Genomic DNA, 14,767 nt, shown 5'->3' with positions numbered 1-14,767 from the left:
GTTAGAGTGAAGGAATTGACTCTGCCAAAATTGTAACCTGCTATATTCCACCATCATGCCAAATCGGGAACCAATGATGCGATCGCCCTCACCAATTCTTCTGGATCTACAGGCTTAGAAATATGCTGTTGAAATCCCACAGCGATCGCTTGCTGATGATCCATCTCACCAGCATAAGCAGTTAAAGCGATCGCGGGAATTGTCCCTCCTTGCTCTGGTTCCAGACTTCTGATCTGTCGCATCAGCATATAGCCATCCATTTCTGGCATCCCAATATCGCTGATAATTAGATTTGGCTGGGATTGACTCAAGGCAGTTAAAGCTTCAATGGCTGAGGCGACAACGGTAACAGTTGCACCATATTGCTCCAGCATGAAGGGCAAAAATTCTCGCATATCTGCATCATCATCCACCACCAGAATCTCTAAGCCAGACAGGGGCGAGGACTGATCCGCCACCAGTGAGGAGTTATCTTTTGCATCCTTGATTTTTTTGCTTTCATCCTGTAAGTATGGAAGTCTGACGATGAAAGTTGCTCCTTGTGCTTCGCCCAGACTTTCTGCTTGCACAGTCCCCCCGTGAAGTTCTACGAGATGGCGGACGATCGCTAATCCTAAACCTAAACCGCCAAATTTTCGAGTTGTCGCCCCATCTGCTTGACGGAAATAATCAAAGACATAAGGTAAGAACTCAGGTGCAATTCCTTTCCCTGTGTCAGTGACGCAGACTTGTGCCTGTGAACCAACTTGCTCTAATTTAATTTTTACCTGTCCACCGATGGGAGTAAACTTAATCGCATTAGAAAGGATATTCCAAATGACTTGTTGTAGTCGATTGGCATCACCTAAAACTTCCCCAGCACCAGATTCAAGACTTGCCTGAATCTGGATAGACTTAGCTTCCGCTGATAAACGCACTGTCTCAATGGCAGCTTCAATTACTGATACCAAATTAATCCGGCCGAAGTTGAGGTTAAGTTTACCCTGAAGGATGCGGGAAACATCCAGCAAATCTTCAATTAATTGAGTTTGTAACTTGGCATTACGCTCAATGGTTTCGAGGGCGCGATCGCTTGTTGCTTGATCGAGCTTGCGGGTTCGCATTAGTTTTGTCCAACCCAGAATCGGGTTGAGTGGTGTTCTCAATTCATGAGATAGCACAGCGAGAAATTCATCTTTGATGCGGTTTGCTGATTCAGCAGCGTTTCGTGCCGTTAGTTCGGCTTCATAAAGATGGGCACGAGCGATCGCTTGGGCGCATTGTTGAGCAACAGCCAAAATAAATGCTTGATCTTCTTCACTGAGTTGTTGAGGCTGGGTAAATCCCAAACTTATACCGCCAACTGCCCAACCTTCTACCATCAGTGGAATAGAAATCCAGGCATTAAAATCATATTGGGCGTAAATTTCTGCTAAATGTGGGTAACAAGCTACTCGATTTTCTGTTGGTTGTGCCCAAATAGGTTTCCCAGTTCGCACCGCTTCTGCTAAGGGAGAGGGTGAATCGATGGCAAAAGTACGCCAAGCGTCTATCAAATCCTGCTTATAGCCAACCGCCCGCACAATTTCTAGTTTAGTTTTACTTTCATTCACCAAGGCGACAAGGGCAGAACTGGCTCCCAAGGCAGCCATGCTCTGCTCTACAATCACATCAGAGACTTGGGCTGGTGTTAGGGATTCTGAAAGAGCAGCCGTGATGGATTGAAGACGGGCAATGCGCTCCAATGCTCTTTCTGCGGTTTTTTGTGCTTGTTGCGCTTCTTGGTAAAGGCGGGCATTATCAATGGCGATCGCCGCTCGATGGGCAATATCCTCCGCTAATGACAAGTCAGCCGTGCCATAACGACGTTCTGATTCAGCGTTTACAAAGGAAATGGCACCAAAAATTCTTCCACGTGCCATTAATGGTAAAACTATACAGGAATTTAAACCAAGTTCACGTATAATATGCAGATGTTCTGGATCGGGGATGGCTCTTGCTAGCAATGCATCTGAGATTTCAGTTATCATTTCAGCTTGTCCAGTACGCAAAACTTTCGGCACGCCTTCCTGTGCATTTAAATCTCTGGGATAACGTTGATAAAGTTCCCAGCCTAGTCTCACTTTCTCTGGATCGCGGTGAGCAACTGCTACCCGATTAATTGATTGGTTGTCTTGCAGCAGATCAACGCCGCACCAATCGGCAAAGTAAGGCACAACCAAATTAGCCACACTTGCCAATGTACTTTCGTAATCCAGGGAAGAGGCGAGGGTTGCACTGACTTGAGCCAAAAACCCGGCTCGTTGCTGATCGGCTTCTGCTTCGAGCCGGGCGGTTTGCTCTTGAATCAGTTGAATACGTTCAGCTTCAGATTGTTTGCGATCGGTGACATCAAGCACAACACCACTCATGTGTGTGGCAATACCCGCTTCATTGAAAAAGGCTTTTCCCCGACAGGCTGCGTAGCGAATACTGCCGTCATCTTGAATAATTCGATATTCTAAATTATGCTCCACGCCTTCGTTAATTGCCCGACTCAATGATTGAGCCAGCAATCCGCGATCGTCTGGATACAGACGAGCTAAAAGTGCTTCAGAAGTGCCAGCAAAGGTTTCCGGTGTTAACCCAAATAGTTGATAAATCTGCTCATCCCAATCAAAGCGATCGCTGGCAATATCCCAACTCCAAACACCAATTTGGGCAGATTTCAATGCCAAGCTGAGTTGTGCTTGGCTGTCTTCTAAACCTTGATAAAGACGAGCATTTTCTAGAGAGATGGCAATTTGAACTGTCAATATTTCCAGTACAGAAAGTTTTTCTTTTGTAAAGGCACTGGAGATCAGATTGTTTTCTAAATATAAAATACCAAGTAATTTTGACTGACGGGCAATCGGCAAACAAAGTACAGATTTAGGTTGCTTTTGAATTACATATTCGTCTTTAGAAAACAAATTTTGCTCAGTGGCATTGTGCAAAATCACTATCTCGTGAGTTCGCTGGACATAATTCAGCATTGATTGAGGAATTACCTGTGAAATTTCACCCTCTAATACAAGTCGAGAAACATTGAGCTTTTCTGCTTGGGGATTAACTTTAGCTTCTACTTCAATCACCAGATTTTGATCGTGTTCCAGCAACAAATAACCAATTTCTGCTCCTGCTTGCTCAATGACAATTTGCATTAATGTCTTCAATAAACGCGAAAATACAATTTCACTAGATATAGTTTGAGAGGCTTTAACTACTGACAAAAAGTCTAAATGCTCACCTGTGGTAATAAACGTTCCGTTAGAGACAAGCTGTTGTTGTAGCAATAGCTGAGGATAGGATTCTTCTAAGTGCTTGACTTTAGCAAATGCCTCCCAACGCATATAGGCATTTTTAGCTGCTTCCAAGTAGGTTTTGGCAATTAGTTCAAAATCTCGCTCCAAGTAAAACTTAGCAGCTAGTTCATTAGCTAAAGCTTCATATTGTACAAATCCCTGCTCACGGGCTGAAGCAATTGATTGTTCATACAGACGCATTGCTGCCAATTCTCTACCTTCGATGCAAGCTATTTCGGCAGCTACTAACTGAGACTTATGTAAAAAGTTTTCAGGGCAGTGATTAGCCCAATATTGCAATTGCTGCTGATGAGATTCTAGGGTTTGCAAAAACTTTTCTTGCTCTTGAAAAGATACTGTTGGATAAAGAGCCGTTAGACTTAGTGAGTAATACAAAACATAATCTGTTTCAATTGGTAACGCTAGTGTCGTAACTGGAAAATTTGTTAATTCTAAGGCACAATTCAGCGCCTCTGTATACTGTCGATATGTAAAAAATATGATTAACTTGATAATGTGATAAAAAATAATCCCACTGACAAAACCTGCATCTGTAATAATAGACAACGCCTGTGATTCATCAAAATAATCACTACTCAGAGTCAGATTATGGTGAGTCAATCCCCGCAGATTCATCAGTAGCATTTGCTCTAGCCTGATTGTCTGATAGACGGCATCATGTTTAGACTGACGAGCGAATGCAGTGTATTTTTCTAGAGATTTATATGTATCTGTAAGTGGATAGCCTAACTGGATAATTTGCCACGAGCCTTGATAGCCGTTATAGTTTGCCATCGTCACATCACCTGCTTCTACACAGCCGATAAATCCGCGCTCTAAAAAGGTAATATCACTAGCAATATGCTTACACCAAACGTTGATATGACTTCCATGAATGTGTAGAACAACTCCTTGAAGTTTCAAGTCATGCAACTTTTCATTCAATTGAATTGTCATCTCGGAAAATGCATAACCTGTAGGAATATCATGGAAGATGGAAACTAACAACATGGCGTACATGCTGTAAGCAAAACAGGAATCTTCCGTATTCCCAAACTTGAGTGAGTAGTTAACAGCTTTAAGTACAACTAACGGAAAGATATGGGGTTTACCAAGATAGGTAGGTGGGCCCAAAGTGGTTAATAGACTAATCAGTGTCTTAATATTTTGATCTTGGATAACTGGAGCATTAATTAAATCAGAGACTTGTCTATCATTTAAATTTATTAATATCTGGTTTTTCTCAATCGCGATCGCACTTTGCACTTCCTCATTTGTATTAGGTAATGTCACCCCAAAAAGTTTTAAAGCTTTTAATCCTAATATCAGTGCCTCTTCATATCTACCTGCAACTTGGTAGAGTCTGATTTGCAGCATATAAATATTTGATTTTTCTACATGAGATTTTGCTTTCAGCAATAGTAACTCAAATAATTCTTCCGCTTGTTCTAAATTCCCTGTTAAAAATTCACACTCAGCCTGTTCCCTAAATAAAGTAAATGTTTGGTCATATTGTTCCATCCAGGCATTTTCAGCCAAAAGATTTATGGCAACGCTAAAAAATCTTTTCGCAGGAGTGTAAGCTGTGGAAGCTTTTGCCTTTTTGCCAGCGATTAAATTTAATCGTACTAATTGATCTTTTTCTGTTTGTTCAATAATCAGATCCACGGCGAGATTTAGTTGATTGACTAGATCAAAAATTTGCTCGTTCACTTGTTCAGCATTCGCATTCTTCAGCAAAAGCTGCCCAATCTTCAGATGAACAGCCGATTTGGATTCATCGGCAATTAAGGCATAAGCCGCTTGTTGAACTCGGTCATGGTAAAAACGATAGTTTTTATCAACACTTTCATCTGACTCGATAGAAATAATTAATCCTCTTAAAATTGCTTCAACAAGTGCATTTGCCGTTTCTTCAATAGATTGTTCGCCAACCAGCGCCAAAACTTCTAAATCAAAGCGATTACCGATGCAGGAGGCTAATTTAAGCACCTGTTGAGTTGCAAGTGGCAGTTTTTGCATCCGCTCAATTATTAGATTGACAATATTATCTGTAATACCTTGGGCTTCAATCTCAGCTATATCCCATTGCCACCCCCTCTTACTTCCACCATTGCTAAGGGATTGAAGATGGTCAAAATTCAGTAGATTCTCTTGATGCAGCGTTTTGAGAAATTCATTGACAAAGAAAGGATTACCATCAGTTTTTTGGCTAACTAATTTCGCAAGGGATTCTACTTGCTCTGCTGAACTATGTAAGGTATCAGCAATTAACTGATTGACATAGACAAGATTCAACGGTGTAAGCAAAATTTCAGTCGTTCTTGCTCCATACTGACGAACCTTCTCTATCATCAAATTGAAGGGATGTACAATATCCACTTCGTTATTTCGATAGGCTAAGATGAAGCAGAGATATTGGATATTAGAGCCAGCAATAATAGTTTGAATTAAATTCAAAGTAGCGGTGTCTGCCCACTGCATATCATCTAAGAAAACAGTGAGTGGATGCTCTTTTTGAGCAAAGACGCTAATAAAGTTTTGAAACACCAAGTTAAAGCGATTTTGAGATTCGGCAGGCCCCAACTCTGGTATATGAGACTGTTCTCCAACAATTAGTTCAACTTCTGTAATTACATCTGTGATTAGCTTACCATTGTTCCCTAATGCTGCTTGTATGCGCTTTTTCCAGGTAGCAAGTTGATCTTTCGGCTCAGTTAAAATTTGGCGCGCGAGTGTTTGAAAAGCTTGAACAATTGTGGAATAAGGAATATCTCGTTTATACTGATCAAACTTACCAGAGATAAAAACCCCACGTTCTCTAACAATGGGCTTGTGAATCTCCTTCACAAGAGTTGATTTACCAACGCCAGCATAGCCAGAAACTAACACAATTTCTGGTTTACCTTGATTAACAACTCGCTCAAATGCTTGTAAAAGCTTGGCAATCTCTGGTTCTCGCCCATACAATTTTTGAGGAATTTGAAAGCGTTCTGAGATATCTTGCTCACCCAAAACAAAGGATGGAATTTCTCCAGTTATCTCCAATTGCTTTAAGCATTTTTCCAAATCAAATTGCAAACCTAAAGCGCTCTGATATCTCTGTTCTGCAACCTTCGACAGCAACTTCATGATAATCTCACATAGCATTTGGGGAATATCAGAGTTGAGCTTGCTTGGGAATAGTGGAGATTTGGCAATGTGACAATGCACCCACTCTAAGGGGTCTTTACCTTGAAATGGTAGCTGACCTGTGAGCATCTCATAAAAGGTGATTCCCAGAGAATACAAATCGCTGCGATGGTCAATTCCTCGATTCATCCGCCCAGTTTGCTCAGGTGATAAATAAGGTAGACTGCCTTCAATTCGACTGGAACTGCTAACTATTTGCTGTTGGTATGGAATGAAGGCAGCAATTCCAAAATCGGCAATTTTGACCTGATTAGTTTCGAGGTTAATTAAAATATTTTGCGGCTTAATATCCTTGTGGACAATGTGATGAGTGTGGATTTGTGCAAGTTTGCTAGTAATTTCAATCGCAATCTTCAAAAACGGCACAGGCTGTTGAAATTGGTCTAGCAATTGATCGAGCGATCGCGCCTGAAAATCCTCCATAATTAAATAAGGGATTCCCTGGTGTATCTCTAAGGCGTAGGCTTTGACTGCTGCTGCGGTATTTAACCTTTGTGCGATCGCATACTCATGTTTGAGTTGTTCGATATTATTGGGTGTACACTGTTCTGGACGTAGCCCTTTGATAATTACCGGACACCGATCCTTAACCTTAATTCCACGGTATATGACTGCTTTTACCCCTGCTTTTAACAAAGTGACAATTTGAAATCCGGGTAATGCAATCATCATGCCAAACACTCCAGCCGTGCTTCTTCAGGGATAATCCGAGCTTAATTGTATTTTAAATACATTTCCTTGGGCAGATGAAATTTAGATGATATTAGGTTTGGATAATTTGGTTATCCTGACTCAAAAACCAAAAGTAAGCTAAAATTCAAGCAGAGTAAGCATTTCCCGCTCAGAGACTCCCCATGTTTGATAACCTGCAAACCCAAATTTACCAACTAGAACAATTTGCCAACATCGTCGTTTCTAACCAACTAACACACCTTAGCGTGGTAAGCGTTGGTATCATCTTTGCCGCTGGTTTGTTCACCAGTCTCACACCCTGTATGCTTTCGATGTTACCTATTACCATTGGTTACATCGGTGGTTATGAAGCCAAAAGCCGCTTGCAAGCAGCTGCCCAATCAACTTGGTTTGCTTTAGGTTTAGCAACTACACTAGCAGGGCTAGGAATCATAGCAGGTTTAGTTGGAAAAGTCTACGGTCAAGTGGGAATTGGTTTGCCGATTATCGTCAGCATTATCGCCATTCTCATGGGGCTGAACTTATTAGAAGCACTGCCTATACAATTTCCATCCTTGAATGAAACGAATTGGATTTCGCCAGATTTGCCAACAGGATTGCGTTCCTATTTACTGGGACTGACTTTCGGCTTAGTCGCATCCCCTTGTAGCACACCTGTTTTAGCTAGTTTACTGGGTTGGATTGCCAATACACAAGACTTAATTTTAGGTGCTGTTTTGCTACTTTCTTATACAGCCGGTTATGTAGCACCATTGATTTTGGCGGGTACTTTTACAGCTTCCATTAAAAAATTACTAGAATTGCGTCGCTGGTCTGGCTGGATTAATCCAGTTAGTGGGGCACTATTGGTAGGATTCGGTGTATTTTCCTTAATTTCTCGGATTCCCCTTGGCAGTTTTTAATATCAATACCTTTGTTAGCTTTTACACCTAATGACTTTAGAAGATTCAGCGTCCAAAGAATTAAAATGGTGGGCGATACCTGGGCAGTTCTTACGTCAAGAGCTTTTGCCCGTACTGACTAACTTACGACTAGCGATCGCACTACTGCTATTGATTGCAATCTTTAGCTCCACCGGTACTGTCATTGAGCAAGGTCAGTCACCTGCATTTTACCAAGCCAACTACCCAGAACATCCAGCTTTATTTGGTTTCTTAACTTGGAAGGTAATTCAAGTAGTTGGATTAGACCACGTATATCGTACCTGGTGGTTCCTAGCATTACTCATCTTATTTGGTACTAGCTTAACTGCTTGTTCATTTACCCGTCAGTTGCCAGCCTTAAAAGCTGCCCAGCGCTGGAAATATTACGAAGAACCACGACAATTTCAAAAATTAGCTTTAAGTGCAGAACTAGATACTGGTTCCCTAAATTCTCTCAGCGAAATATTACAGAAACACCGTTATAAAATTTTTCCAAATCAAGAAAAAGAAAATCTCCTTTACGCCCGTAAGGGAATAGTTGGACGCATCGGCCCAATTATCGTTCATATTGGCATTGTCGGTATTTTGCTAGGGGGAATTTGGGGGGCAATGACTGGGTTTCTGGCTCAGGAAATGGTTGCCAGTGGCGATACATTTCAAGTGACAAATATTGTCGATGCTGGCCCTTTAGCTGCAAAAATCCCGAAAGATTGGTCTGTGCGCGTCAATCGTTTTTGGATTGATTACACTCCATCTGGTGGCATCAATCAATTTTATTCAGATATGTCTGTCTTGAATAATCAGGGAAAGGAAGTTGACCACAAGAAGATTTTTGTCAACGAGCCTCTGCGCTATCATGGCATAACTTTCTATCAAACTGATTGGGGAATTGCAGGTGTTCGCGTCCAATTTAACAACAGCCCGATTTTTCAGCTTCCAATGGCGCAATTGAACACCAACGGTAACGGGCGGATTTGGGGAACCTGGGTTCCGACTAAACCAGATTTGAGTGAAGGTGTCTCCCTGTTAGCGAAAGATTTGCAAGGGATGGTATTAATTTATGATGCCACTGGCAAACTTGTTGATACAGTCCGCGCGGGGATGTTCACCGAAGTTAATGGCGTGAAGCTGAAAATTTTGGATGTCATTGGTAGCACTGGCTTACAAATTAAAGCCGATCCAGGCATCCCAATTGTTTACACAGGGTTTGGCTTGCTCATGTTGGGTGTGGTGATGAGTTACTTTTCTCATTCGCAAATATGGGCATTGCAAAAAGGCGATCGCTTGTATGTAGGTGGCAAAACTAATCGCGCTCAAGTTGCCTTTGAACAAGAGGTTTTAGAGATTTTAGATCGGCTGAGTTCACAGCCAAAAGGTGAAGAGAAAGAGGCAGCGATTGAAGTTTAAACGCAAAGGGGCACATTCGCATTAGCGTTCGCGCAGCGTCTCGCAGAGAAGGAAATCGCAGAGGAACGCAGAAGATTACTTTGCGTAACTTTGCGTTAACCTCCGCGTCCCTCTGCGTTTCAAAGTTATTTACAATTAATTACGTCCACACGCCTACAAATTAGGAAATTACTAGAGGTATTTATTAAAAATTGGAACAAAAAATTTCTATGTCTGCTAAACTTCAATCTCAGGGACGGGTTTGCCTTCTACCTTTAATCGCTATCTTGTTGACTATTGCTTCTTGCGCTGGCGAGCAGAAAAACGTAAAGCGTGTTTCCCTTGTTGGTACTGGGGCAAGTTTTCCCGCACCTTTGTATGAGCGCTGGCTTTCAGATTACAACCAGCAAAATCCCAATATAGAAATTAACTATCAAGCTATAGGAAGCAGCGCTGGAGTGCAACAGCTCATCGACGGTACTGTAGATTTTGCAGCTAGTGATGTGGGAATTACAAAGGAACAAGCAGCCAAGATAAAACGGGGAGTAATCGCTTTGCCAATAACTGCCGGTTCTATTGTGCTGGCTTATAACCTCACAACAGTTTCACAGCAGTCGCCTCAAGTCAATGTGCCACCTGCTCTCAGGCTACCACGCCAAGTTTACGTAGATATCTTTCTCGGAAAAATTACGAATTGGAATCATCCTAGAATAGCCGCAGCTAATCCAGGTGTAAGTTTGCCCGATTTACCAATTCAGGTTGTACACCGAACTGATGGTAGTGGAACTACAAGCGTGTTTACGCAACACCTAAGCGCCATAAGTCCAGAATGGAAAAGCAAAATTGGGGCTGGTAAATCGATAGCATGGCAAGTGGGAGTTGGTGGAAAGGGTAACGAAGGTGTTACCGCCCTGATTCAACAGATACCAGGAGCTATTGGCTATGTAGAATACATTTACGCCAAACAAAATAAGCTTCCTGTGGCTACTTTAGAAAATAAATCTGGTAATTATATTGCGCCGACACCAGAATCTGTAGCACAAACTTTAGAAGCAGTGAAATTACCAGGTGATAACTTGATTGCTTTTATCACCGATCCTACAGGTGCCGAGTCCTATCCCATTGTCACTTACAGCTGGCTTTTAACTTATCACCAATATCCCAACCGAGTCAAAGCTCAAGCACTGAAAAACTTTGTGAATTGGGCTGTGATTGACGGGCAAAAATCCAGTTTGGAACTTGGATATATTCCTTTATCAAAAAAAGTTGTGCTTCAAGTGCAATCTGCCGTGAAGAAAATTGCTGAATGAAGCCGATTAATGCCATCTGCACTCATCAGCAATGATGTTACTTTTGGTGACGCACTTCAACTACAGTATGTACATTACCGCGAGGCGTGAAATCTGCTTTCACCGTGACTTCCAACGGATCGCAAGCAGCCACAAAATCATCTAAAATTTGATTGGCAGATTCTTCGTGGGAAATATAGCGATCGCGGTAACTATTAATATAAAGTTTGAGTGCCTTCAATTCCACTACCCGTTCATCAGGCACATAGCTAACATAAATTGTCGCAAAGTCAGGATAACCGGAAAAGGGACATTTACAAGTAAATTCCGGCAAAGTAATGTTAATGTTATATCGCCTCCCCACGCGCGGATTCAGAAAGGTAATTAGTTTACCTTCTGCAATGTCGCGTTCGCCATACTTCATTTCTTGGTTTGTCATTTGTCATTTGTCATTTGTCATTTGTCATTAGTTATTCTACTTATCTTTACGTCCTTTTAGTAATTTTGTAGCTTGTTAACTCCTAACTCCTAACTCCTAACTCCCCCTCAATACTCTTCCTTCTGCCAGTCTGGACAATTCTCATCTTCACAACCGTGGGGATGCATAGCACAAACTAATAAATTACCACCATAAACTTGACCGTGGTAGTGACTACAACCGATACAGGCAGGATTTTTTTCAGATGTAGGTTCAACTGAATAAGGAAAACCCGGATCTACATCTGCTACAATGTCTTCCAGTTCCCAGTAAGCTTCTAACATCGGTTCAGCCAAATCCTGTAGATACTGATCGACTTCCGTAACAATATTATTGTGTACTTGCTCGCTGACTTCTTCCGTTAGCTCAAAAAATGCGTCTACTACTTCACTCATTCCCAGGAAGAAGCGCTCTACTTCATCAGCCACCGTTTCGACGATTTCTACTAAATCTTTTTGCCACTGTTCCATAAACTTGACACCTTTGCAGGCTATAAACAGGACGCTTTGTGTTATCTGGCTTGAAGCACTAAAATACACACTAGGCAATGTATCTTATCAAGTTTTTATCCGAAGTGTCATGTCAAAATGCCACTTATTACTTAATATTGCGCTCAAACAATGCTTTTTATCGATCGCGTTGCAATCGTTTTAACTCGTCTTGCAGCTTTAGCACTTCATCGCGCAATTTATCTACATTCTGATCATTTGACGCCTCTTTTACCGTTGGCTCTTCATCTTCCTCTAAAATTTCAATGCGGCGAGGTTGAGAAGGGGGCGTTTCTGACGAGGTTTCAACAGATGGTTGGGCTTGTTGGGCTTGCTTCATCATGTCCTCAACGAAGCGGCGGGCTTCTTCTGTGTTCATTTCGCCCTTTGCCACCATTTCATCTGCCAGTTTTTGGACTTGCGATCGCACTTCGGCTAATTTTCCCCCCGCTTTCTCACCTGCGTAAGAAGCTAACCCAACACCGAGGTAAAAAGCTTTTTGAACAATATCTCCAAAACCAGGCATGGTTGCTGACCGCTCCTAAAAATAGGGCGACCCGGAGACTACGCCTACCACAAGCCTCCCGTGTTGCTGCTACCTTCCGGTTCTGACAAGATTTGGGTGTTGCGATCGCATAGATCCAGGTCTTCAATAAGCATAACATTAAAATTCAGTAAGTGTGTGTCATTCCATAACAATTCGCCATTCATAAAGCTGATAGTTGACGCAGCCGTGTTTTACCAAGGGGTCATCAGCTACAATCGCTTCTGCTTCCTCCTTTGAGGCAGCCTCAAATAGCAACATTCCACCTCTTTGTTCTACCCAATAGCCTGTTCGCGCTTTGTGTCCTTTAGTAATCAGTTCCCGAATGTAGGCTTTGTGAGCAGGTACATATTGGTCAAAGGTAGGTTTATCAACTTTCCCTTCTTCAATTTTTACAAACCACGGCATTGGCTTCTTAACTCCAGTTACAACAACATCCTGCTTTAGTTATGACTATTTTTGAGTAGCATTTGAGTAGCAATATACACGAACTATAACGATTTACTAATTAATATAGATATATGAGTCGTTTTTTTGTCGCCCTCATACCACCGCAAGATATTCAAGACTACGCCAACGAGATTAAGCAGTATTTTGCCGATCGCTATACTAGTAGCGGGGCGCTAAAGTCTCCGCCTCATATTACCCTGCAACCGCCCTTTGAATGGGCAGATGCTAACTTACCATTGTTAGAAGCATCCTTGAAGGAGTTTGCCAGTGGACAACAGCCAGTAGCAATTACACTCAAAGGGTTTGATGCCTTTGCACCTCGTGTCATATACATTAATGTCATCAGAAGTCAAGAGCTTTTAACTTTGCAAGCTGATTTAATGGCTTATACAGAAAGCAACTTGCAAATTGTTGACAAGGTTTCTAAAACCCGCCCTTTTGCACCCCATTTAACGGTTGCATTTCGGGATTTAACAAAGCAGAATTTCAAAGCTGCTTGGCCAGAATTTGAAAATCGTCAGTTGCATTTTGAGTTTACTGCTGACAAATTAACCTTGCTGCTTCACGACGGGAAGCGCTGGAATATTAAACGGGAGTTTGCTTTTTTCTCTGGTAGTAATTGAGCGATGTTTTTGCGATGGCCGCTGGCGCTGTTTGATATTGAAGCTACCTTGACGATAATATCCAATAGACTTCTTGCATAAGTCGGGAAAAGGGTAAGGGGGAAGGGGAAAAGGTTCTGTATTGTCCCCTTCCCCTTTAACCTTTACCCTTTTCCCCCTCTTGCAAAAAGCACTTTTGCAAGAGGTCTAATATTTACCTGAAGCCTTTTGTAAAATTGTCTGCGCACATCTGTGTGTCCGTAACACGTAGTATCATTAATAGTTGAGAATAAGCGATCGCATCTCTTTCTTTTTCACTCTCTGTAGTCGCATACATCGAACGTCTCAAAGAGTTGCAGCTTGTCGTCACACATCGCTTAACTTTTAGAACGCCTTGCAAATAAGAAATGTTAGATTTATTTATTTCTACTTACCTAATTTTTGTAAAACCAGATACATTAAATGGTAGTTTAATCGCAAAGGAACCAAAAAGTATGGCCGTTAGTAGCCCTGAAGTCATCCGTCATATATTGATCGGATTGGGATATTTAGCTCCTGAGATTGATCCTAAGCCGGATCTCACTAAATTTGCTCCCTGGAAGCGGAATAACAACTCTTTGACAGACGATCCTACTGAAGAAGCTATTAAAAAGTTTCAGAAACAGTATTCACAAAAACTTGTGGTTAATGGTAATGCTGATGCAGAGACTCGAACTGTCATGGAAGAAACAGTCAAAGGGCTTCAGAATAGATTGAAGTTTCACGGTTTTGCAACCAATGCCGAAATTCCTCCAAACAAGCCTTTTTATGGACCAGCTACTTATACAGCAGTCAAGAAATTTCAGAAATCTCAGGGTTTAACTGAAAATGGGATTGCTACTATTGAACAGCGGCAAATTCTACAGCAACCAAGTCTCACAGATAAACCCCAGACTCCGCCTCAGTCACAACTAAAGCTGATAGATTTGTGCTTTCAATTCAAAAAAAATCCTCAAAATCCTTCTTTCATTGCAGCGTTAAATAACTTACAACAAAATTTACCCAAGGACGTTTTACACAAAGTTACTAACAAATGGAGGGGGACAAACGATCAAAATCCTGAGATTGTTAAGCTGACGAATCTTTTTACTTATTATGATGACAATAATGCAAACCATCGTGATGCACTAAATCACTTACAAAGTCAGATTACCCCAGCCATATCTCAAGCATTTTTAAGTCTTTGGAATAAGAAGTAACAAATGGGACTTACAGCAGAATTCAGAACTAAAACTTTGTATCTCCAACTTGAAATCTGCTGTGTATAGGCGTAATCTGCTTTTCCACATCTGATACCAATTCAAAAAATGTTTACGACACATAAGCTCACCTGCGCTGATAGCGCACCCCTTAGTAAGGCAGCAGGGTTGGTGATATCTAT

General features: G+C 41.7%; 10 protein-coding genes and 1 other RNA gene. 5 read left to right on the top strand and 6 right to left on the bottom strand.

The genetic code is table 11. From position 1 onward, the window contains the following. Nucleotides 1–53: 53 nt before the first annotated feature. On the bottom strand, nt 54–7,166 hold the full coding sequence (locus RMX69_RS03885) for an AAA family ATPase (RefSeq protein WP_322636571.1): 7,113 nt from the start codon (nt 7,164–7,166) through the stop codon (nt 54–56). Between the two features lie 182 nt (nt 7,167–7,348). Here RMX69_RS03885 and RMX69_RS03880 point away from each other — a divergent pair, with 182 nt between their 5' ends. From RMX69_RS03880 to pstS, 3 genes are all read left to right on the top strand, one after another. Continuing rightward, entirely contained in the window at nt 7,349–8,089 is a 741-nt protein-coding gene (locus tag RMX69_RS03880) for a cytochrome c biogenesis protein CcdA (protein ID WP_322636570.1), read from the top strand. A gap of 30 nt (nt 8,090–8,119) precedes the next feature. Next, nucleotides 8,120–9,517 carry a cytochrome c biogenesis protein gene (locus RMX69_RS03875; RefSeq protein WP_322636569.1) on the top strand — a complete coding sequence of 466 codons (1,398 nt, stop codon included), beginning with the start codon at nt 8,120–8,122 and terminating at the stop codon, nt 9,515–9,517. Between the two features lie 209 nt (nt 9,518–9,726). Then, a complete protein-coding gene (gene pstS, locus RMX69_RS03870) occupies nt 9,727–10,806 on the top strand; it encodes a phosphate ABC transporter substrate-binding protein PstS (protein ID WP_322636568.1) in 1,080 nt (359 codons plus the stop codon). Nucleotides 10,807–10,843: 37 nt separating this feature from the next. Here the strand turns inward: pstS and queF are convergent, their stop codons facing one another. The 5 genes from queF to RMX69_RS03845 form a co-directional block, all read right to left on the bottom strand. Continuing rightward, entirely contained in the window at nt 10,844–11,224 is a 381-nt protein-coding gene (gene queF, locus RMX69_RS03865; protein ID WP_322636567.1) for a preQ(1) synthase, read from the bottom strand. 107 nt (nt 11,225–11,331) lie between these two features. Further along, the gene (locus RMX69_RS03860; protein ID WP_322636566.1) at nt 11,332–11,733 is read right to left on the bottom strand and encodes a hypothetical protein; all 402 of its coding nucleotides are present in this window, start codon (nt 11,731–11,733) and stop codon (nt 11,332–11,334) included. 157 nt (nt 11,734–11,890) lie between these two features. Continuing rightward, nucleotides 11,891–12,277, bottom strand: coding sequence for a phasin family protein (locus RMX69_RS03855; protein WP_322636565.1), 387 nt, complete (start codon nt 12,275–12,277; stop codon nt 11,891–11,893). A gap of 25 nt (nt 12,278–12,302) precedes the next feature. Further along, nucleotides 12,303–12,399, bottom strand: an RNA gene (ffs, locus tag RMX69_RS03850) — signal recognition particle sRNA small type. Nucleotides 12,400–12,436: 37 nt separating this feature from the next. Next, complete coding sequence (locus RMX69_RS03845; protein ID WP_289795594.1) at nt 12,437–12,703, bottom strand: YciI family protein; 267 nt, start codon at nt 12,701–12,703, stop codon at nt 12,437–12,439. Between the two features lie 113 nt (nt 12,704–12,816). On the opposite strand from RMX69_RS03845, the gene RMX69_RS03840 reads away from it, so the two are divergent. Both RMX69_RS03840 and RMX69_RS03835 read left to right on the top strand, forming a co-directional pair. Continuing rightward, entirely contained in the window at nt 12,817–13,368 is a 552-nt protein-coding gene (locus RMX69_RS03840) for a 2'-5' RNA ligase family protein (RefSeq protein WP_322636564.1), read from the top strand. A gap of 386 nt (nt 13,369–13,754) precedes the next feature. Beyond that, nucleotides 13,755–14,585 carry a peptidoglycan-binding domain-containing protein gene (locus RMX69_RS03835; RefSeq protein WP_322636563.1) on the top strand — a complete coding sequence of 277 codons (831 nt, stop codon included), beginning with the start codon at nt 13,755–13,757 and terminating at the stop codon, nt 14,583–14,585. Nucleotides 14,586–14,767 lie beyond the last annotated feature (182 nt).

Origin of the sequence: Nostoc sp. EspVER01 (genome assembly GCF_034530635.1) — a bacterium.
GTDB lineage: Bacteria > Cyanobacteriota > Cyanobacteriia > Cyanobacteriales > Nostocaceae > Nostoc.
This window is presented reverse-complemented; position numbering and strand designations above follow the sequence as displayed.